Below are 20,324 nucleotides of genomic sequence, written 5' to 3'. Positions count from 1 at the left end.
CTATGAAATTTACCGTAGAACGTGAGCATTTATTAAAACCGCTACAACAGGTGAGCGGTCCGTTAGGTGGTCGTCCTACGCTACCGATTCTCGGTAATCTGCTGTTACAGGTTGCTGACGGTACGTTGTCGCTGACCGGTACTGATCTCGAGATGGAAATGGTGGCACGCGTTGCGCTGGTTCACCCACACGAGCCAGGAGCGACGACCGTTCCGGCGCGCAAATTCTTTGATATCTGCCGTGGTCTGCCTGAAGGCGCGGAAATTGCCGTGCAGCTGGAAGGTGAACGGATGCTGGTGCGCTCCGGGCGTAGCCGTTTTTCGCTGTCTACCCTGCCAGCGGCGGATTTCCCGAACCTCGATGACTGGCAGAGCGAAGTCGAATTTACCCTGCCGCAGGCGACGATGAAGCGTCTGATTGAAGCAACCCAGTTTTCGATGGCGCATCAGGATGTTCGCTATTACTTAAACGGTATGCTGTTTGAAACCGAAGGTGAAGAACTGCGCACCGTGGCAACCGACGGCCACCGTCTGGCGGTCTGTTCAATGCCAATTGGTCAATCTTTGCCAAGCCATTCGGTGATCGTACCGCGTAAAGGCGTGATTGAACTGATGCGTATGCTCGACGGCGGCGACAATCTGCTGCGTGTGCAGATTGGCAGCAATAACATTCGTGCCCACGTTGGCGACTTTATTTTCACCTCGAAACTGGTGGATGGTCGCTTCCCGGATTACCGTCGCGTTCTGCCGAAGAACCCGGACAAACATCTGGAAGCAGGCTGCGATCTGCTCAAGCAGGCGTTTGCTCGCGCGGCGATTCTCTCTAACGAGAAATTCCGCGGTGTGCGCCTGTATGTCAGCGAAAACCAGCTGAAAATTACTGCCAACAACCCGGAACAGGAAGAAGCGGAAGAGATCCTCGACGTTACCTATAGCGGTGCGGAGATGGAAATCGGCTTCAACGTCAGCTATGTGCTGGATGTTCTGAACGCGCTGAAATGCGAAAACGTCCGCATGATGCTGACCGATTCGGTTTCCAGCGTGCAGATTGAAGATGCCGCATCACAGTCGGCTGCCTATGTTGTCATGCCAATGAGACTGTAATGTCCCTCACCCGCTTGTTGATCCGCGATTTCCGCAATATTGAAACCGCGGATCTCGCTTTATCTCCCGGCTTTAACTTTCTGGTAGGTGCCAACGGCAGTGGCAAAACCAGCGTGCTGGAAGCCATCTATACGCTCGGCCATGGTCGGGCGTTTCGCAGTTTGCAGATTGGTCGCGTCATTCGCCATGAGCAGGAGGCATTTGTTCTCCACGGGCGATTACAGGGCGAAGAGCGCGAGACGGCGATTGGCTTAACCAAAGACAAACAGGGCGACAGCAAAGTCCGTATTGACGGTACGGACGGGCATAAAGTCGCGGAACTGGCGCACCTGATGCCGATGCAGTTGATAACGCCAGAAGGGTTTACTTTACTCAACGGCGGCCCCAAATACAGAAGAGCATTCCTCGACTGGGGATGCTTTCACAACGAACCTAGATTTTTCACCGCCTGGAGCAATCTCAAGCGATTGCTCAAGCAGCGCAATGCGGCGCTGCGCCAGGTGACTCGTTACGAACAGCTACGCCCGTGGGATAAAGAACTGATCCCGCTGGCGGAGCAAATCAGCACCTGGCGCGCAGAGTATAGCGCCGGTATCGCGGCCGATATGGCTGATACCTGTAAGCAATTTCTCCCTGAGTTTTCTCTGACTTTCTCTTTCCAGCGCGGCTGGGAGAAAGAGACAGAGTACGCTGAGGTGCTGGAACGTAATTTTGAACGCGATCGCCAGCTAACCTACACCGCGCATGGCCCGCATAAAGCGGACTTACGCATTCGCGCCGACGGTGCGCCGGTGGAAGATACCTTATCGCGTGGGCAGCTTAAGCTGTTGATGTGCGCCTTACGTCTGGCGCAAGGAGAGTTCCTCACTCGTGAAAGCGGGCGGCGGTGTCTCTACCTGATAGATGATTTTGCCTCTGAGCTTGATGATGAGCGTCGCGGGTTGCTTGCCAGCCGCTTAAAAGCGACGCAATCACAGGTCTTTGTCAGCGCGATCAGTGCTGAACACGTTATAGACATGTCGGACGAAAATTCGAAGATGTTTACCGTGGAAAAGGGTAAAATAACGGATTAACCCAAGTATAAATGAGCGAGAAACGTTGATGTCGAATTCTTATGACTCCTCCAGTATCAAAGTCCTGAAAGGGCTGGATGCGGTGCGTAAGCGCCCGGGTATGTATATCGGCGACACGGATGACGGCACCGGTCTGCACCACATGGTATTCGAGGTGGTAGATAACGCTATCGACGAAGCGCTCGCGGGTCACTGTAAAGAAATTATCGTCACCATTCACGCCGATAACTCTGTCTCTGTACAGGATGACGGGCGCGGCATTCCGACCGGTATTCACCCGGAAGAGGGCGTATCGGCGGCGGAAGTGATCATGACCGTTCTGCACGCAGGCGGTAAATTTGACGATAACTCCTATAAAGTGTCCGGCGGTCTGCACGGCGTTGGTGTTTCGGTAGTAAACGCCCTGTCGCAAAAACTGGAGCTGGTTATTCAGCGCGAGGGTAAAATTCACCGTCAGATCTACGAACACGGTGTACCGCAGGCTCCGCTGGCGGTTACCGGCGAGACTGAAAAAACCGGCACCATGGTGCGTTTCTGGCCCAGCCTCGAAACCTTCACCAATGTGACCGAGTTCGAATATGAAATTCTGGCGAAACGTCTGCGTGAGTTGTCGTTCCTCAACTCCGGCGTTTCCATTCGTCTGCGCGACAAGCGTGACGGCAAAGAAGACCACTTCCACTATGAAGGCGGCATCAAAGCGTTCGTTGAATATCTGAACAAGAACAAAACGCCGATCCACCCAAATATCTTCTACTTCTCCACCGAAAAAGACGGTATTGGCGTTGAAGTGGCGCTGCAGTGGAACGATGGCTTCCAGGAAAACATCTACTGCTTTACCAACAACATTCCGCAGCGTGACGGCGGTACTCACCTGGCAGGCTTCCGTGCGGCGATGACCCGTACCCTGAATGCCTACATGGACAAAGAAGGCTACAGCAAAAAAGCCAAAGTCAGCGCCACCGGTGACGATGCGCGTGAAGGCCTGATTGCGGTCGTTTCCGTAAAAGTGCCGGACCCGAAATTCTCCTCCCAGACCAAAGACAAACTGGTTTCTTCTGAGGTGAAATCGGCGGTTGAACAGCAGATGAACGAACTGCTGGCGGAATACCTGCTGGAAAACCCAACTGATGCGAAAATCGTGGTTGGCAAAATTATCGATGCTGCCCGTGCCCGTGAAGCGGCGCGTCGCGCGCGTGAAATGACCCGCCGTAAAGGTGCGCTCGACTTAGCTGGCCTGCCGGGCAAACTGGCAGACTGCCAGGAACGCGATCCGGCGCTTTCCGAACTGTACTTGGTGGAAGGGGACTCCGCGGGCGGCTCTGCGAAGCAGGGGCGTAACCGCAAGAACCAGGCGATTCTGCCGCTGAAGGGTAAAATCCTTAACGTCGAGAAAGCGCGCTTCGATAAGATGCTCTCTTCTCAGGAAGTGGCGACGCTTATCACCGCGCTTGGCTGTGGTATCGGTCGTGACGAGTACAACCCGGACAAACTGCGTTATCACAGCATCATCATCATGACCGATGCGGACGTCGACGGCTCGCACATTCGTACGCTGCTGTTGACCTTCTTCTATCGTCAGATGCCGGAAATCGTTGAACGCGGTCACGTCTACATCGCTCAGCCGCCGCTGTACAAAGTGAAGAAAGGCAAGCAGGAACAGTACATTAAAGACGACGAAGCGATGGATCAGTACCAGATCTCTATCGCGCTGGACGGCGCAACGCTGCACACCAACGCCAGTGCACCGGCATTGGCTGGCGAAGCGTTAGAGAAACTGGTATCTGAGTACAACGCGACGCAGAAAATGATCAACCGCATGGAGCGTCGTTATCCGAAAGCAATGCTGAAAGAGCTTATCTATCAGCCGACGTTGACGGAAGCTGACCTTTCTGATGAGCAGACCGTTACCCGCTGGGTGAACGCGCTGGTCAGCGAACTGAACGACAAAGAACAGCACGGCAGCCAGTGGAAGTTTGATGTCCACACCAATGCCGAACAAAACCTGTTCGAGCCGATTGTTCGCGTGCGTACCCACGGTGTGGATACTGACTATCCGCTGGATCACGAGTTTATCACCGGTGGCGAATATCGTCGTATCTGCACGCTGGGTGAGAAACTGCGTGGCTTGCTGGAAGAAGATGCGTTTATCGAACGTGGCGAGCGTCGTCAGCCGGTAGCCAGCTTCGAGCAGGCGCTGGACTGGCTGGTGAAAGAGTCCCGTCGTGGCCTCTCCATCCAGCGTTATAAAGGTCTGGGCGAGATGAACCCGGAACAGCTGTGGGAAACCACCATGGACCCGGAAAGCCGTCGTATGCTGCGCGTTACCGTTAAGGATGCGATTGCCGCTGACCAGTTGTTCACCACGCTGATGGGCGACGCCGTAGAACCGCGTCGTGCGTTTATTGAAGAGAACGCCCTGAAAGCGGCGAATATTGATATTTAATGGCGTTAACCATGCGAGCGTGCCTGATGCGCTACGCTTATTAGTCCTACGAGACTCCTGCAATATATTGATTTTGCATGATTTTGTAGGCCGGATAAGGCGTTCACGCCGCATCCGGCAAGAAGCTATAAGAAAAGGGCGGAGATCATCTCCGCCCTTTTTATTTCTGCAATCCGCAATTATCATCCCGCAGATCTATACTTTTTGGGTCAACACGTAACGCTTTACAGGTGATTATCATGGGGCTTTTTGATGAAGTTGTCGGTGCCTTTCTGAAAGGCGATGCGGGGAAATATCAGGCGATTTTAAGTTGGGTTGAGGAGCAGGGTGGCATTCAGGTGCTGCTGGAAAAACTGCAAAGTGGCGGCTTAGGGGCCATTCTCTCAACCTGGTTGAGTAATCAACATAGCAATCAATCAGTTAGCGGCGAGCAACTGGAATCGGCGCTCGGCACAAATGCGGTGTCCGATCTCGGGCAAAAACTTGGCGTGGATACCAGTACGGCTTCCAGTTTACTGGCAGAGCAATTGCCGAAGATTATTGATGCGCTCTCACCGCAAGGTGAAGTGTCAGCACAAGCCAATAACGATCTGCTTTCCGCAGGCATGGAACTGCTGAAAGGGAAACTCTTCCGCTAAGCAAATGGGGAGCATGCAACCCGCGTTGCATCCCCTTTTCCCTCGGGTGTTGTACTGATTTTTGAGCGGAATCGCGTTAGCATGGGTCAGGAACTAATCTACCTTGGGAACTCATGGCTATCAAACTCATTGCTATCGATATGGATGGCACCCTTCTGCTGCCCGATCACACCATTTCACCCGCCGTTAAAAATGCGATTGCCGCAGCTCGCGCCCGTGGCGTGAATGTCGTGCTAACGACGGGTCGTCCGTATGCAGGTGTGCACAACTACCTGAAAGAGCTGCATATGGAACAGCCGGGCGACTACTGCATTACTTATAACGGCGCGCTGGTACAGAAGGCCGCTGATGGTAGCACCGTGGCGCAAACCGCTCTCAGCTATGACGACTATCGTTTCCTGGAAAAACTCTCTCGCGAAGTCGGTTCTCATTTCCACGCCCTGGACCGCACCACGCTGTACACCGCTAACCGCGATATCAGCTACTACACGGTGCATGAATCCTTCGTTGCCACAATTCCGCTGGTGTTCTGCGAAGCGGAGAAAATGGACCCCAATACCCAGTTCCTGAAAGTGATGATGATTGATGAACCCGCCATCCTCGACCAGGCTATCGCGCGTATTCCGCAGGAAGTGAAAGAGAAATATACCGTGCTGAAAAGTGCGCCGTACTTCCTCGAAATCCTCGATAAACGCGTTAACAAAGGTACGGGTGTGAAATCACTGGCCGACGTGTTAGGTATTAAACCGGAAGAAATCATGGCGATTGGCGATCAGGAAAACGACATCGCAATGATTGAATATGCAGGCGTCGGTGTGGCGATGGATAACGCTATTCCTTCGGTGAAAGAAGTGGCGAACTTTGTCACAAAATCCAACCTTGAAGATGGCGTGGCGTTTGCTATTGAGAAGTATGTGCTGAATTAATCTGTGGGCGGGCAAACAGCATAAACGCGTTTGCCCGCTTACTGATTATTGGTTTACTGCATATACAACCAGAAATTGCAGCGGTGCAGTAATGATGTCCAGCGTAACAGTCACTGGCAGTAATGCTGCGGAAACACCATCCGGAATGCCTCTGGGTGAATAGTATTCATAAAATCGCACTTTAAATGGATGGTAGAACGCCATCACCTTTGAGTAATCCATGTTTTTATTTTTCTCATGGATTGTGCCTTTTAGGTTTTCCAGTGACCTGGTACAGTGTTGAACACCACAGGCAAAACCATAATGCGTTGCCAGTGCCTTTTCTTCTTCGTTATTCCAGTAGTAGTAAAGCGATATTGTGCCGGTAAATTTCTTTTTCCCCGCATTTAAAACAAATCTTGCGTCATCGGCAACCTGAATATTGTGCCGGTTAAGTGCTGGATCATTGAGCATCTTAACGATGTCATCGGCACCATCAGTGATAAGGTAATCCAGCGATTCCCCTACAAAAACATAGCCTTTTGTTCCATTACTATCTTTTGCCTGCGATAGCCCAGTGATGGTGTCTGACTGCGATTGATACTTTCCTGAACTACCCTTTGCGGTATGGGAAACCAGAGCATACGAGATACAGCCTGAAAGCATCAGCGCCAGTGGGAATAAACCGGCAGCCTTAAAAAATCCCTTAAAATTCAACTTCATGATTAATCCTTTAAACGAGTAGCTAAGCCATTGAAAGCATACTCTTCTTTCCCTCCTGTTTAGCGCCTGATATCCCTTTTCAGATTTCTGCCCGACGCATGTCATTTTTTTATGCATTGTTCTTTTTTTGATCTGAATTGTAGCACAACGATATAAGTTTGTACTACATTACACGCACGGCAAACGCGAACGTCATCACGCTGGTACTACAAAGTTGCCGCGTTATGCATCGATCGGGGTAAAGTAGAGAAGAACATACAGAGCACAAGGACTCTCCATGACTCTCAATAAAACCGATCGCATTGTCATTACGCTGGGTAAACAGATCGTTCACGGCAAATACATACCTGGCTCGCCACTTCCGGCTGAGGCGGAGCTCTGTGAAGAGTTTGCAACCTCGCGCAACATCATCCGTGAGGTGTTCCGTTCGCTGATGGCGAAGCGGCTGATTGAAATGAAACGTTATCGCGGGGCGTTTGTGGCACCGCGTAACCAGTGGAATTACCTCGACACTGACGTACTGCAATGGGTGCTGGAAAACGACTACGACCCACGGCTTATCAGTGCCATGAGCGAAGTGCGAAATCTGGTGGAACCGGCGATTGCCCGTTGGGCAGCAGAGCGCGCGACCTCCAGCGATCTGGCGCAGATTGAATCGGCGCTGAACGAGATGATTGCCAACAATCAGGACCGCGAAGCGTTTAACGAAGCGGATATTCGCTACCACGAGGCGGTGCTGCAGTCGATGCATAACCCGGTGTTACAGCAACTTAGCATTGCGATCAGTTCGCTGCAGCGGGCGGTTTTTGAACGAACCTGGATGGGCGATGAGGCCAACATGCCGCAAACGCTCCAGGAGCATAAGGCGCTGTTCGATGCGATACGGCATCAGGACGGCGATGCGGCAGAGCAGGCGGCGCTTACCATGATTGCCAGCTCGACACGAAGGTTAAAGGAAATCACATGACAGCTCGCTACATCGCAATTGACTGGGGATCGACCAATCTGCGCGCCTGGCTTTATCAGGGCGACCACTGCCTGGAGAGCAGGCAATCAGAAGCAGGCGTCACGCGCCTGAACGGAAAATCTCCGGCTGCGGTGTTAGCAGAAGTCACGACCGACTGGCGTGAAGAAAATACGCCAGTGGTGATGGCAGGAATGGTCGGCAGCAATGTCGGCTGGAAAGTTGCTCCGTATTTATCTGTTCCTGCCCGTTTTTCGTCTATTGGCGAACAATTAACGTCTGTTGGCGACAATATCTGGATTATTCCCGGATTATGCGTCTCTCATGACGATAACCACAATGTGATGCGCGGCGAAGAAACACAATTGATCGGCGCGCGAGCTCTGGCTCCTTCCTCTCTTTATGTTATGCCCGGTACGCATTGCAAATGGGTGCAGGCCGATAGCCAGCAAATCAACGATTTTCGCACCGTGATGACCGGTGAATTACATCATTTACTGTTAAATCACTCATTGATTGGCGCAGGTTTGCCGCCGCAGGAAAACTCTGCCGATGCCTTCGCGGCTGGCCTTGAGCGCGGCCTTAATGCGCCCGCCATATTGCCGCAGCTTTTTGAAGTTCGCGCCTCGCGTGTGCTGGGAACACTTCCCCGCGAACAGGTCAGCGAATTTCTCTCTGGTTTGTTGATTGGCGCAGAGGTTGCCAGTATGCGCGACTATGTGACCCATCAACACGCCATCACCCTTGTCGCCGGAACATCGCTGACCGCGCGCTACCAGCAAGCCTTTCAGGCGATGGGTTGCGACGTGGCGGCGGTGGCGGGCGACACGGCATTTCAGGCTGGTATAAGGAGCATCGCTCATGCAGTGGCAAACTAAACTCCCGCTGATCGCCATTTTGCGCGGCATTACGCCCGACGAGGCGCTGGCGCATGTTGGCGCGGTGATTGACGCCGGGTTCGACGCGGTTGAAATCCCGCTAAATTCCCCACAATGGGAGCAGAGCATTCCCGCCATCGTTGATGCGTATGGCGACAAGGCGTTGATTGGCGCAGGTACGGTACTGAAACCTGAACAGGTCGATGCGCTCGCCAGGATGGGCTGTCAGCTCATCGTTACGCCCAATATCCATAGTGAAGTGATCCGCCGCGCGGTGGGCTACGGCATGACCGTTTGCCCCGGCTGCGCGACGGCGACCGAAGCCTTTACCGCGCTCGAAGCGGGCGCGCAGGCGCTGAAAATATTTCCGTCATCGGCTTTTGGTCCGCAATACATCAAAGCGTTAAAAGCGGTATTACCACCGGACATCGCAGTCTTTGCCGTTGGCGGCGTGACGCCAGAAAACCTGGCGCAGTGGATAGACGCAGGTTGTGTTGGGGCGGGCTTAGGCAGCGATCTTTATCGCGCCGGGCAGTCCGTAGAACGCACCGCGCAGCAGGCAGCAGCGTTTGTTAAGGCGTATCGAGAGGCAGTGCAATGAAAATCACCAAAATTACCACGTATCGTTTACCTCCCCGCTGGATGTTCCTGAAAATTGAAACCGATGAAGGCGTGGTCGGTTGGGGCGAGCCCGTGATTGAAGGCCGCGCCCGTACGGTGGAAGCGGCAGTTCACGAGCTGGGTGACTATTTGATTGGTCAGGATCCTTCGCGCATCAACGACTTATGGCAAGTGATGTATCGCGCCGGATTTTATCGTGGCGGTCCAATCCTGATGAGCGCCATCGCCGGGATCGACCAGGCGTTATGGGATATCAAAGGCAAAGTGCTGAATGCGCCAGTCTGGCAACTGATGGGCGGCCTGGTTCGCGACAAAATTAAAGCCTACAGTTGGGTCGGCGGCGATCGTCCGGCGGATGTTATCGACGGCATTAAAACCCTGCGCGAAATCGGCTTCGATACCTTCAAACTGAACGGTTGTGAAGAACTGGGGCTAATTGATAACTCCCGCGCGGTAGATGCGGCAGTCAACACCGTGGCACAAATTCGTGAAGCTTTTGGCAATCAGATTGAGTTTGGTCTTGATTTCCACGGTCGCGTCAGCGCGCCAATGGCGAAAGTGCTGATTAAAGAACTGGAGCCGTATCGCCCGCTGTTTATTGAAGAGCCGGTGCTGGCGGAACAAGCCGAATACTACCCGAAATTGGCGGCACAAACGCATATTCCACTGGCGGCGGGTGAGCGCATGTTCTCACGTTTCGATTTTAAACGCGTGCTGGAGGCAGGCGGTATTTCGATTCTGCAACCGGATCTCTCCCATGCAGGCGGTATTACCGAATGCTACAAAATTGCTGGAATGGCAGAAGCCTATGATGTGACCCTTGCGCCGCACTGTCCGTTCGGACCGATTGCACTGGCGGCTTGCCTGCATATCGACTTTGTTTCCTATAACGCGGTACTTCAGTAACAAAGTATGGGCATTCATTACAACAAAGGCACGGAGTTACTCGACTTTGTGAAAAACAAAGAAGACTTCAGCATGGTTGGCGGCTTCTTTAAACCGTTAACGAAACCGGGCTTAGGTGTGGAAATCGACGAAGCTAAAGTTATTGAGTTCAGTAAAAATGCCCCGGACTGGCGTAATCCGCTCTGGCGTCATGAAGATAACAGCGTAGCAGAGTGGTAATTCCTGCCACGTAAGCCCCTCATCGGGCACTAAAACAGCAATACAAAAATATAACCCTCTGTAAATTACAGGGCATGGTGAGCGGCTTCGCTATGCCCAAAATCTGGAGAAAGCTCGCTATGGATATTCCCGTTAATGCAGCAAAGCCGGGGCGTCGGCGTTATCTGACGCTGGTGATGATCTTTATTACGGTGGTCATTTGTTATGTTGACCGCGCTAACCTGGCCGTGGCTTCCGCCCATATTCAGGAAGAGTTCGGCATTACGAAAGCGGAAATGGGCTATGTATTTTCGGCCTTCGCCTGGCTTTATACGCTATGCCAGATCCCCGGCGGTTGGTTTTTAGATCGCGTAGGTTCTCGCGTGACTTATTTTATTGCGATATTTGGTTGGTCAGTGGCGACTTTATTCCAGGGCTTTGCCACGGGATTAATGTCATTAATTGGTCTGCGTGCGATAACCGGTATTTTCGAAGCGCCCGCTTTCCCGACCAATAACCGGATGGTGACCAGCTGGTTCCCGGAACATGAACGCGCTTCCGCCGTTGGTTTTTATACGTCTGGTCAGTTTGTCGGTCTGGCGTTTTTGACTCCGCTGCTGATCTGGATTCAGGAGATGTTGAGCTGGCACTGGGTGTTCATTGTCACTGGTGGTATCGGCATTATCTGGTCGCTGATTTGGTTTAAGGTTTATCAGCCGCCGCGCTTGACCAAAGGTATCAGCAAAGCTGAACTGGATTACATTCGTGATGGAGGCGGTCTGGTGGATGGTGATGCGCCGGTGAAGAAAGAGGCGCGTCAGCCGTTAACAGCCAAAGACTGGAAACTGGTGTTCCATCGTAAACTGATCGGCGTTTATCTTGGGCAATTTGCGGTGGCTTCTGCACTGTGGTTTTTCTTAACCTGGTTCCCGAACTATTTAACCCAGGAAAAAGGAATCACGGCGCTGAAAGCAGGCTTTATGACCACGGTGCCATTCCTCGCGGCGTTTGTCGGCGTCCTGCTCTCTGGCTGGGTCGCGGATCTGCTGGTACGTAAGGGCTTTTCACTGGGCTTTGCGCGTAAAATGCCGATTATCTGCGGCTTGCTGATCTCCACCTGCATTATGGGCGCTAACTACACCAACGATCCGATGATGATTATGTGCCTGATGGCGCTGGCATTCTTCGGCAACGGTTTTGCTTCGATTACCTGGTCGCTGGTCTCTTCTCTGGCACCGATGCGCCTGATTGGTTTAACCGGCGGCGTGTTTAACTTCGCCGGTGGTCTGGGCGGCATCACCGTTCCGCTGGTGGTGGGGTACCTGGCGCAGGGTTACGGTTTCGCGCCTGCACTGGTTTATATCTCCGCCGTCGCGTTGATTGGCGCGCTCTCTTACATCCTGCTGGTGGGTGATGTGAAGCGCGTTGGATAATCTTTCAACTGTGGAATATGCGCCACACCACTGCGCATAATCCACTTTCTTAAAGCCGGTGCGGTCAGGCATCGGCTTTTTACTATCTTGCCGAAGAGTTTTAAACGCAGTTTGCGTGTGGCGCGCCAGTAAGCGGCGTTGCTCTTCTCCGGCTGTTTCAGGAACACCGCACGCAGAATCTCTGCGCTATCCAGCGCATAGCTAATCCCCTCCAGCGAGCTGGCGCTGATAAATCCCGCCGCTTCACCAATCAGAAAGGCGTTGTCCTTACCACAGACAAAATCCTGCCAGCGTGAGGGAAACAACACCGTGCATTTCTCACTTTTCACCGCTTTGCCAAACTGGAACTGAAAGGCGCTCATTTTCTCTTTCAGCGTCGTGAAACGCGTCTGACCGTCTTTCATTGGATAGGCACCGCCAAAGATAAAATAACCATCTTTGCTGATACTCCATGAGTAACAGTCAGTTATCGCATTATCAAAGATGCAGGAGTAGAACGGCACCGGATGTTTCTCTGCGAACCACTGCTGGATAGCGACATATTTACGGATTTGATGATCCGGGTAGAGATGTCGCCGCACCATCGAGTTTGCGCCATCGGCACCGACCAGATAGCGGGCGGTAATATGTTGCTCCCAGCCGTCTGCACGAAAAATGACATGCCATTTATCATCCTCACGCCAGATTTTTCGGCACAGGCTATCGTGATAAACCTCAACGCTGGCGGGGATCAGCGATTTCATCCACAAGTCGAAAGCATGGCGATTAATATTGATATAGCTTCGCTGGTAGTTACGCGTGAGCGATGCGGCGACGTCGACAGTTTTGACGCTGAAAATCTGTGGATTGGCGATCACATCGACAGGAAGCGTCAGTCCATCGCGAATAAAAGATCGCTGCGCGTCCGGTGCCAGCAGACCGCCGCAAGGTTTGCTGAAACCTTCAGTACCGCACTGGTGCTTTTTATCCAGCGCGATCACCTGCATTTTGCCGGCTAACTTTCGTGCCAACGCCGACCCTGCCGGGCCGAGGCCAATAATCGCCACGTCGAAATGTTCCATCTTTTCACTCACATTCATCACGATGGCAAAAGACTATTGTCTGAAAGTGAAGTCCTTGTGAAGTATGATGGCGGGAACCGTTTTGTATCAGGACCGCGCCATGAAACAGATAACCTTTGCTCCCCGTAATCACTTGCTCACCAATACCAATACCTGGACGCCCGACAGCCAGTGGCTGGTATTTGACGTGCGTCCTTCTGGGGCGTCGTTTACCGGCGAGACCATTGAGCGTGTGAATATCCATACAGGCGAGGTCGAGGTTATCTATCGCGCGTCACAGGGCGCACACGTCGGCGTGGTGACCGTTCATCCGAAGTCAGAGAAATATGTCTTTATTCACGGCCCTGAAAATCCTGATGAAACATGGCATTACGACTTCCATCATCGACGCGGAGTCATTGCTGAAGGCGGCAAGGTGAGCAATCTCGATGCAATGGATATTACCGCGCCGTATACGCCAGGAGCGCTGCGCGGTGGCAGCCATGTGCATGTCTTTAGCCCGAACGGTGAAAGGGGGAGCTTTACCTATAACGACCATGTAATGCATCAACTCGATCCGGCGCTGGATTTGCGAAACGTCGGGGTTGCTGCACCGTTTGGCCCGGTCAACGTACAAAAGCAACATCCGCGTGAATACAGCGGTAGCCACTGGTGTGTGCTGGTGAGTAAAACCACGCCCACGCCGCAGCCTGGCAGTGATGAAATCAATCGTGCTTATGAAGAAGGATGGGTAGGAAATCACGCGCTGGCGTTTATTGGCGACACACTTTCGCCAAAGGGCGAGAAAGTGCCGGAGCTATTTATCGTTGAGTTACCGCAAGATGAAGCTAGCTGGAAATCGGCAGGTGATGCGCCGTTAAGTGGAACGGAAACAACCCTACCCGCGCCACCGCGTGGCGTCGTGCAGCGACGTTTAACCTTTACCCATCATCGGGCTTATCCGGGGTTAGTCAACGTCCCGCGCCACTGGGTGCGCTGTAATCCGCAGGGTACGCAAATCGCGTTTTTAATGCGTGATGATAACGGCATTGTGCAACTGTGGCTTATCTCGCCACAGGGCGGCGAACCGCGCAAGTTAACCCATAACAAAACGGATATTCAGTCTGCATTTAACTGGCATCCGTCAGGAGAATGGTTGGGCTTTGTGCTGGATAATCGAATTGTTTGTGCCCATGCGCAAAGCGGCGAGGTTGAGTATTTAACCGAAAACCACGCCAATCCACCTTCTGCGGACGCCGTGGTTTTCTCGCCGGATGGTCAATGGCTGGCGTGGATGGAAGGTGGCCAGCTGTGGATCACCGAAACTGATCGCTAAATCAGTTATCAGGCATTCTGGCCGGTGGAATAACCGCATTGGTGGCTTGCGCGTTGGCTTCGCTTTTTTCAACGCGCGAGCGCACCGAGCTGTCTTTGCGGAATACATCCCACGGCAGTAAAAGCGTGTCCATCACAGCGGTAAACGGCATATCGAGAATCGCCAGCGACTTAGTGCCCCAGTTGGTTTCATCGTCGCCAATCATGGTGGCGCTGGCGCGGGTGCCGGGATACGTTCCTTCTTTCCCCCCGGTATGGGACATCACGCTGGAGCATCCTCCGAGTAATGTCATTCCGCTGCATATCATGAACGCTAACAACACATTTCTTATCATAATAAATTCATCTGTTGATCGTGGGTGTTGGCCTGATGAGTTATAGCGATCCCTTGCTGAAAATAACATCATCATTACGTCGCACTGTGGCGGCTATCGCACTTTAACGTTTCGTGCTGCCCCCTCAGTCTATGCAATAGACCATAAACTGCAAAAAAAAGTCCGCTGATAAGGCTTGAAAAGTTCATTTTCAGACCCATTTTACATCGTAGTCGATGAGGACGCGCCTGATGGGTGTTCTGGCTACCTGACCTGTCCATTGTGGAAGGTCTTACATTCTCGCTGATTTCAGGAGCTATTGATTATGCGTAACTTTGATTTATCCCCGCTTTACCGTTCTGCTATTGGATTTGACCGTTTGTTTAACCACTTAGAAAACAACCAGAGCCAGAGTAATGGCGGCTACCCTCCGTATAACGTTGAACTGGTAGACGAAAACCATTACCGCATTGCTATCGCTGTGGCTGGTTTTGCTGAGAGCGAACTGGAAATTACCGCCCAGGATAATCTGCTGGTGGTGAAAGGTGCTCACGCCGACGAACAAAAAGAGCGCACCTATCTGTACCAGGGCATCGCTGAACGCAACTTTGAACGCAAATTCCAGTTAGCTGAGAACATTCATGTTCGTGGGGCTAACCTGGTAAATGGTTTGCTGTATATCGATCTCGAACGCGTGATTCCGGAAGCGAAAAAAACGCGCCGTATCGAAATCAACTAATTCCCTAAGGCCGCCTGGCGCGGCCTGACATCTCCATGCTCGCCGTCAGGGAGCATATGCGAATCTTCGGATTTGCAGGTACTTACTCGCTTCTTAGAAGGAGAAATGACTATGCGTAACTTCGATTTATCCCCACTGATGCGTCAATGGATCGGTTTTGACAAACTGGCCAACGCACTGCAAAACGCCGGTGAAAGCCAGAGCTTCCCGCCGTACAACATTGAGAAAAGCGACGATAACCACTACCGCATTACCCTTGCGCTGGCAGGTTTCCGTCAGGAAGATTTAGAGATTCAACTGGAAGGTACGCGCCTGAGCGTAAAAGGCACGCCGGAGCAGCCAAAAGAAGAGAAAAAATGGCTGCATCAAGGGCTTATGAATCAGCCATTTAGCCTGAGTTTTACGCTGGCTGAAAATATGGAAGTCTCTGGCGCAACCTTCGTAAACGGTTTACTGCATATTGATTTAATTCGTAATGAGCCTGAACCCATCGCAGCGCAGCGTATCGCTATCAGCGAACGTCCCGCGTTAAATAGCTAACTAGCTATTCTCTTTGCCCCGCCATTCTGGTGGGGCTTTTTTTGTCTTTCTTCTTCAACAATGCGTTAAATTTCGACTGTTTAAGATATTTCGGCACGTTCTTTCCCGTGATAATGTGCGCTATAAGGCAAATCTGCTTCACCGATTCAGCCATAATCCGTAGCAATTAAAATGTTATCTCAAGAGAAATGGACGATGAGTGATATAGCATTAACGGTCAGTATTCTGGCTTTGGTGGCAGTCGTCGGTTTGTTTATCGGCAACGTCAAATTTCGCGGCATAGGATTAGGTATTGGCGGCGTGCTGTTTGGTGGGATCATCGTCGGCCATTTTGTTTCTCAGGCGGGGATGACATTAAGTAGCGATATGCTGCATGTTATTCAGGAATTTGGCCTGATCCTGTTCGTTTATACCATCGGGATTCAGGTAGGGCCGGGCTTCTTTGCCTCATTGCGCGTCTCCGGATTACGCCTCAACCTGTTTGCTGTTCTGATCGTCATCATCGGTGGTCTGGTTACCGCCATCCTGCATAAACTGTTTGATATTCCACTGCCGGTAGTGCTGGGGATTTTCTCCGGTGCGGTAACCAATACGCCAGCGCTGGGGGCAGGGCAGCAGATCTTGCGCGACCTGGGTACACCAATGGAAATGGTCGATCAGATGGGGATGAGTTACGCGATGGCGTATCCATTCGGCATTTGCGGGATTTTGTTCACCATGTGGATGTTGCGGGTTATTTTCCGCGTCAATGTCGAGACAGAAGCTCAGCAGCACGAGTCTTCACGCACCAATGGCGGCGCGCTGATCAAGACTATCAATATTCGCGTTGAGAACCCTAACCTGCATGATTTAGCCATTAAAGATGTACCGATTCTCAACGGCGACAAAATTATCTGCTCGCGTCTGAAACGAGAAGAAACCCTAAAAGTACCTTCGCCAGATACCATTATCCAACTGGGCGATTTGCTGCATCTGGTGGGGCAGCCAGCGGATTTACATAATGCGCAACTGGTGATTGGTCAGGAGGTCGATACCTCGCTGTCTACGAAAGGCACTGATTTGCGCGTCGAGCGTGTGGTGGTCACCAATGAAAACGTGCTCGGAAAACGTATTCTCGACCTGCACTTTAAAGAACGCTATGACGTTGTTATCTCGCGCCTGAACCGTGCCGGGGTCGAACTGGTCGCCAGTGGCGATATCAGCCTGCAGTTCGGCGATATCCTCAACCTGGTGGGGCGTCCGTCCGCAATTGATGCCGTTGCCAATGTGCTGGGGAATGCGCAGCAAAAACTGCAACAGGTTCAGATGCTGCCAGTGTTTATTGGCATCGGGCTTGGCGTATTGTTAGGTTCTATTCCCGTCTTTGTGCCAGGATTCCCGGCCGCGTTGAAACTGGGGCTGGCGGGCGGTCCGCTGATTATGGCGTTGATCCTCGGGCGTATCGGCAGTATCGGCAAGCTGTACTGGTTTATGCCGCCAAGTGCCAACCTCGCGCTGCGGGAGCTGGGGATCGTGCTGTTCCTCTCGGTCGTTGGTCTGAAATCTGGTGGGGATTTTGTGAATACCCTGGTCAATGGCGAAGGGTTAAGCTGGATTGGTTATGGTGCCCTGATCACCGCCGTTCCGCTGATTACTGTTGGCATTCTGGCGCGGATGTTAGCCAAAATGAATTACCTGACCATGTGCGGGATGCTGGCAGGTTCCATGACCGATCCTCCGGCGCTGGCGTTTGCTAATAATCTTCATCCAACCAGTGGTGCGGCGGCGCTCTCTTACGCCACTGTCTATCCGTTAGTGATGTTCCTGCGCATTATCACCCCCCAATTACTGGCGGTGCTCTTCTGGAGTATCGGTTAACTCTTTTCCGGGTGGAGTCGCCGTAAATGGTACTCCACCTAGTATTCGCTGGCATTTCTGAACATCACTGAATAATTCAAAAACTCCCCGCTCTCGCTATATGACAACGAGGTGATCCGCAGCAGTGGCGTGTGTTCCGCTACCTTCATTTGCCGCGCCAGCAGTCTATCGGCGAGCACCGGCATCAGGCTTTCATAATTACCGCCAATCAAAATCCCGCACTCTTGTTCAATATATTCAAACTTCGACCCTTCCAGATGTTGCAGCGAAAGGTTACGGAACAGTTTTACCGGCATATAGCTGTCTTCCAGCATTAGCGGTTTCCCTTCCACAAAACGAACGCGACGGGAGAAGTAGATCTGCTCGTTGATTTGAATCCGTAACTGGCTGGCAATGGCCGGAGGCGCAGGCATGATTTCAAAAATCAGCACTTGGCTGGTGACCGTTTTTCCCTGCCGTTTTAACACCTCCACCAGTCCGGTCAGGCTGGCGGTTTGATGCAGCACATCTTTGCGCACCAGGTAAGTGCCGCTGCCGTGGCGGCGGACCACCAGCCCCCACGCTACCAGCAGGTCAATGGCTTTACGGATAGTCATCCGCGATACCGCAAACTCTTCCGCCAGCTTTTTTTCACCGGGAAGAAGGCTGTTTAGCGTGAAATCCGCGGAATTAAGTCGAATTCTTAACCGCTCCGCAATGCTTTTGTAGATCATCTCTAGCTCTCTTTTTTGCCTGCAAGCACGGGTAATGCGCCCACAAGTTCTGCTTAATCGATTGAAAAAAATCTTTTTTTTAAAGATGTGTTCGATGCTGTGTACCTGTGCTCACAGATGTCTACTTTTTCGCGAAAACGTAGATCTCTACCGCCCAACGAAAAGCATGAAAGCGATCACGAATCCCATTGGGTCGTCATGTTCTGCCGATCGCATCTTCCTATCCTCGCTCCAGGTCTGCCGCATAACCAATCAGGCTTCCTACTTACAGAATTGAGAAAAGAGGATGTGGAAATGCTCAGTCAAATTCAACGCTTTGGCGGCGCGATGTTCACGCCAGTGCTGCTGTTTCCCTTCGCCGGGATTGTGGTGGGTCTTGCCATCTTGCTGCAAAACCCGATGTTTGTCGGGGAATCACTGACCGATCCGAACAGTTTATTCGCGCAAATCGTACACATTATTGAAGAGGGCGGTTGGACGGTATTCCGTAATATGCCGCTGATTTTTACTGTCGGTTTACCCATTGGCCTTGCTAAGCAAGCGCAGGGACGTGCTTGTCTGGCGGTGATGGTGAGTTTCCTGACCTGGAACTATTTCATCAATGCGATGGGAATGACCTGGGGAAGCTACTTCGGCGTCGATTTCACTCAGGACGCGGTGGCAGGTAGCGGTCTGACAATGATGGCCGGGATTAAAACCCTCGATACCAGCATTATCGGCGCAATTATCATTTCCGGCATTGTGACGGCGCTGCATAACCGTCTGTTCGATAAAAAACTGCCGGTTTTTCTCGGCATTTTCCAGGGGACGTCTTATGTGGTGATTATCGCCTTCCTGGTGATGATCCCCTGTGCCTGGCTGACATTGCTCGGCTGGCCAAAAGTACAAATGGGGATTGAATCTCTGCAAGCGTTCCTGCGTTCGGCGGGTGCGCTTGGGGTGTGGGTTTACACCTTCCTCGAACGTATTCTGATCCCAACCGGTTTACACCACTTCATCTACGGACCGTTTATCTTTGGTCCGGCAGCTGTTGAAGGCGGCATTCAGATGTACTGGGCGCAGCATCTGCAAGAGTTCAGTCTGAGCGCCGAGCCGCTGAAATCGTTGTTCCCGGAAGGCGGTTTTGCCCTGCACGGTAACTCAAAAATCTTTGGTGCCGTGGGCATTTCTTTAGCGATGTACTTCACTGCCGCACCGGAAAATCGGGTAAAAGTGGCGGGCTTGCTGATTCCCGCAACCTTAACCGCCATGCTGGTGGGAATTACCGAACCGCTGGAATTTACCTTCCTGTTCATTTCACCGTTGCTGTTTGCGGTACACGCCGTGCTGGCGGCCTCAATGTCGACCGTAATGTATCTCTTTGGTGTGGTGGGCAACATGGGCGGAGGTCTGATTGACCAGGTTTTACCGCAAAACTGGATCCCGATGTTCAGCAACCACGCGGATATGATGCTGACCCAAATCGCCATTGGGTTGTGCTTTACCCTGCTGTACTTCGTGGTTTTCCGCACCCTGATTCTGCAGTTCAACATGTGCACGCCGGGACGTGAAGATGCGGAAGTGAAACTCTACTCAAAAGCCGAATACAAAGCCTCGCGAGGCCAAACCACCGCTGCAGAGCCAAAAAAAGAGCTGGATCAGGCTGCCGGTATCCTGCAAGCCCTGGGCGGGGTCGGCAATATCTCCAGCATTAACAATTGCGCGACGCGTCTACGTATTGCACTGCATGACATGTCACAAACGCTGGATGACGAAGTCTTTAAAAAGCTGGGAGCGCACGGCGTCTTCCGTAGTGGCGATGCCATTCAGGTGATCATTGGTCTGCATGTATCCCAATTGCGTGAACAGCTCGATAGCTTAATTAATTCTCATCAATCAGCAGAAAATGTTGCCATTACGGA

The 20,324-nt window shown here is 52.2% G+C and carries 18 protein-coding genes, 1 pseudogene and 1 other annotated feature; of the genes and pseudogenes, 15 read left to right on the top strand and 4 right to left on the bottom strand.

Annotation, left to right across the window (positions count from 1 at the left end):
- The first annotated feature begins 2 nt into the window (after window positions 1-2).
- The 5 genes from dnaN (at window position 3) to yidA (ending at window position 6,183) form a co-directional block, all read left to right on the top strand.
- On the top strand, window positions 3-1,103 hold the full coding sequence (gene dnaN / locus ACUU1M_RS07615; protein ID WP_000673457.1) for a DNA polymerase III subunit beta: 1,101 nt from the start codon (window positions 3-5) through the stop codon (window positions 1,101-1,103).
- Window positions 1,103-2,176, top strand: coding sequence for a DNA replication/repair protein RecF (gene recF, locus ACUU1M_RS07610; RefSeq protein ID WP_000060120.1), 1,074 nt, complete (start codon window positions 1,103-1,105; stop codon window positions 2,174-2,176). The genes dnaN and recF overlap by 1 nt, the downstream gene beginning before the upstream one ends.
- A gap of 28 nt (window positions 2,177-2,204) precedes the next feature.
- On the top strand, window positions 2,205-4,619 hold the full coding sequence (gene gyrB, locus ACUU1M_RS07605) for a DNA topoisomerase (ATP-hydrolyzing) subunit B (RefSeq protein ID WP_000072067.1): 2,415 nt from the start codon (window positions 2,205-2,207) through the stop codon (window positions 4,617-4,619).
- A 239-nt stretch (window positions 4,620-4,858) separates the two neighbouring features.
- Window positions 4,859-5,257: a YidB family protein gene (locus tag ACUU1M_RS07600; RefSeq protein ID WP_005077582.1), complete on the top strand. Its 399-nt coding sequence runs from the start codon at window positions 4,859-4,861 to the stop codon at window positions 5,255-5,257.
- 113 nt (window positions 5,258-5,370) lie between these two features.
- The gene (gene yidA / locus ACUU1M_RS07595) at window positions 5,371-6,183 is read left to right on the top strand and encodes a sugar-phosphatase (RefSeq protein ID WP_000985549.1); all 813 of its coding nucleotides are present in this window, start codon (window positions 5,371-5,373) and stop codon (window positions 6,181-6,183) included.
- Between the two features lie 45 nt (window positions 6,184-6,228).
- Here yidA and ACUU1M_RS07590 read toward each other — a convergent pair whose 3' ends face one another.
- A complete protein-coding gene (locus tag ACUU1M_RS07590; protein ID WP_000772934.1) occupies window positions 6,229-6,885 on the bottom strand; it encodes a YidX family protein in 657 nt (218 codons plus the stop codon).
- Window positions 6,886-7,162: 277 nt separating this feature from the next.
- Here ACUU1M_RS07590 and dgoR point away from each other — a divergent pair, with 277 nt between their 5' ends.
- The 5 genes and pseudogenes from dgoR (at window position 7,163) to ACUU1M_RS07565 (ending at window position 11,885) form a co-directional block, all read left to right on the top strand.
- Window positions 7,163-7,852: a D-galactonate utilization transcriptional regulator DgoR gene (dgoR, locus tag ACUU1M_RS07585; RefSeq protein ID WP_000174293.1), complete on the top strand. Its 690-nt coding sequence runs from the start codon at window positions 7,163-7,165 to the stop codon at window positions 7,850-7,852.
- Entirely contained in the window at window positions 7,849-8,727 is an 879-nt protein-coding gene (gene dgoK, locus ACUU1M_RS07580; RefSeq protein WP_000127106.1) for a 2-dehydro-3-deoxygalactonokinase, read from the top strand. The genes dgoR and dgoK overlap by 4 nt, the downstream gene beginning before the upstream one ends.
- Window positions 8,711-9,328, top strand: a complete 618-nt coding sequence (dgoA, locus tag ACUU1M_RS07575) for a 2-dehydro-3-deoxy-6-phosphogalactonate aldolase (protein WP_001198719.1) — start codon at window positions 8,711-8,713, stop codon at window positions 9,326-9,328. The genes dgoK and dgoA overlap by 17 nt, the downstream gene beginning before the upstream one ends.
- Window positions 9,325-10,473 (top strand): annotated as a pseudogene (gene dgoD, locus ACUU1M_RS07570) (galactonate dehydratase). Before dgoA ends, dgoD begins: the two are co-directional and overlap by 4 nt.
- A 74-nt stretch (window positions 10,474-10,547) precedes the next feature.
- Window positions 10,548-11,885: an MFS transporter gene (locus tag ACUU1M_RS07565; protein ID WP_000253450.1), complete on the top strand. Its 1,338-nt coding sequence runs from the start codon at window positions 10,548-10,550 to the stop codon at window positions 11,883-11,885.
- Here the strand turns inward: ACUU1M_RS07565 and cbrA are convergent.
- A complete protein-coding gene (cbrA, locus tag ACUU1M_RS07560; protein WP_005077580.1) occupies window positions 11,846-12,946 on the bottom strand; it encodes a colicin M resistance lipid reductase CbrA in 1,101 nt (366 codons plus the stop codon). The two genes, ACUU1M_RS07565 and cbrA, sit on opposite strands and share 40 nt — an antisense overlap.
- Before the next feature lie 100 nt (window positions 12,947-13,046).
- Between cbrA and ACUU1M_RS07555 the strand changes: the two genes are divergently transcribed.
- Complete coding sequence (locus ACUU1M_RS07555; protein WP_005071768.1) at window positions 13,047-14,261, top strand: DUF3748 domain-containing protein; 1,215 nt, start codon at window positions 13,047-13,049, stop codon at window positions 14,259-14,261.
- 1 nt (window position 14,262) lies between these two features.
- Here the strand turns inward: ACUU1M_RS07555 and ACUU1M_RS07550 are convergent, their stop codons facing one another.
- Entirely contained in the window at window positions 14,263-14,595 is a 333-nt protein-coding gene (locus ACUU1M_RS07550) for a YceK/YidQ family lipoprotein (protein WP_000620888.1), read from the bottom strand.
- A 238-nt stretch (window positions 14,596-14,833) separates the two neighbouring features.
- Window positions 14,834-14,906: a sequence feature (ROSE (Repression Of Heat Shock gene Expression) occurs in the 5'-region of heat shock genes and acts as an RNA thermometer to modulate expression.), on the top strand.
- Between ACUU1M_RS07550 and ibpA the strand changes: the two genes are divergently transcribed.
- The 3 genes from ibpA (at window position 14,900) to ACUU1M_RS07535 (ending at window position 17,710) form a co-directional block, all read left to right on the top strand.
- Window positions 14,900-15,313 (top strand): small heat shock chaperone IbpA, encoded by a 414-nt coding sequence (ibpA, locus tag ACUU1M_RS07545; protein WP_001243439.1) that lies wholly within the window; start codon window positions 14,900-14,902, stop codon window positions 15,311-15,313. (Overlaps the previous feature by 7 nt.)
- A gap of 111 nt (window positions 15,314-15,424) precedes the next feature.
- Window positions 15,425-15,853: a small heat shock chaperone IbpB gene (gene ibpB, locus ACUU1M_RS07540; protein WP_001243431.1), complete on the top strand. Its 429-nt coding sequence runs from the start codon at window positions 15,425-15,427 to the stop codon at window positions 15,851-15,853.
- A 195-nt stretch (window positions 15,854-16,048) separates the two neighbouring features.
- Window positions 16,049-17,710, top strand: coding sequence for a putative transporter (locus ACUU1M_RS07535; protein WP_001279749.1), 1,662 nt, complete (start codon window positions 16,049-16,051; stop codon window positions 17,708-17,710).
- Between the two features lie 38 nt (window positions 17,711-17,748).
- Here ACUU1M_RS07535 and ACUU1M_RS07530 read toward each other — a convergent pair whose 3' ends face one another.
- Window positions 17,749-18,423 (bottom strand): GntR family transcriptional regulator, encoded by a 675-nt coding sequence (locus tag ACUU1M_RS07530; RefSeq protein ID WP_005052021.1) that lies wholly within the window; start codon window positions 18,421-18,423, stop codon window positions 17,749-17,751.
- 294 nt (window positions 18,424-18,717) lie between these two features.
- Here ACUU1M_RS07530 and ACUU1M_RS07525 point away from each other — a divergent pair.
- Window positions 18,718-20,324 (top strand): PTS sugar transporter subunit IIB (locus ACUU1M_RS07525; protein WP_449144656.1); only part of this gene is annotated, 1,607 nt, incomplete at its 3' end.

Source organism: Shigella sp. SIG6, assembly GCF_053555815.1.
The sequence above is the reverse complement of the archived record's forward strand: the minus strand, read 5'-3'. Positions and strand labels throughout refer to the sequence as shown.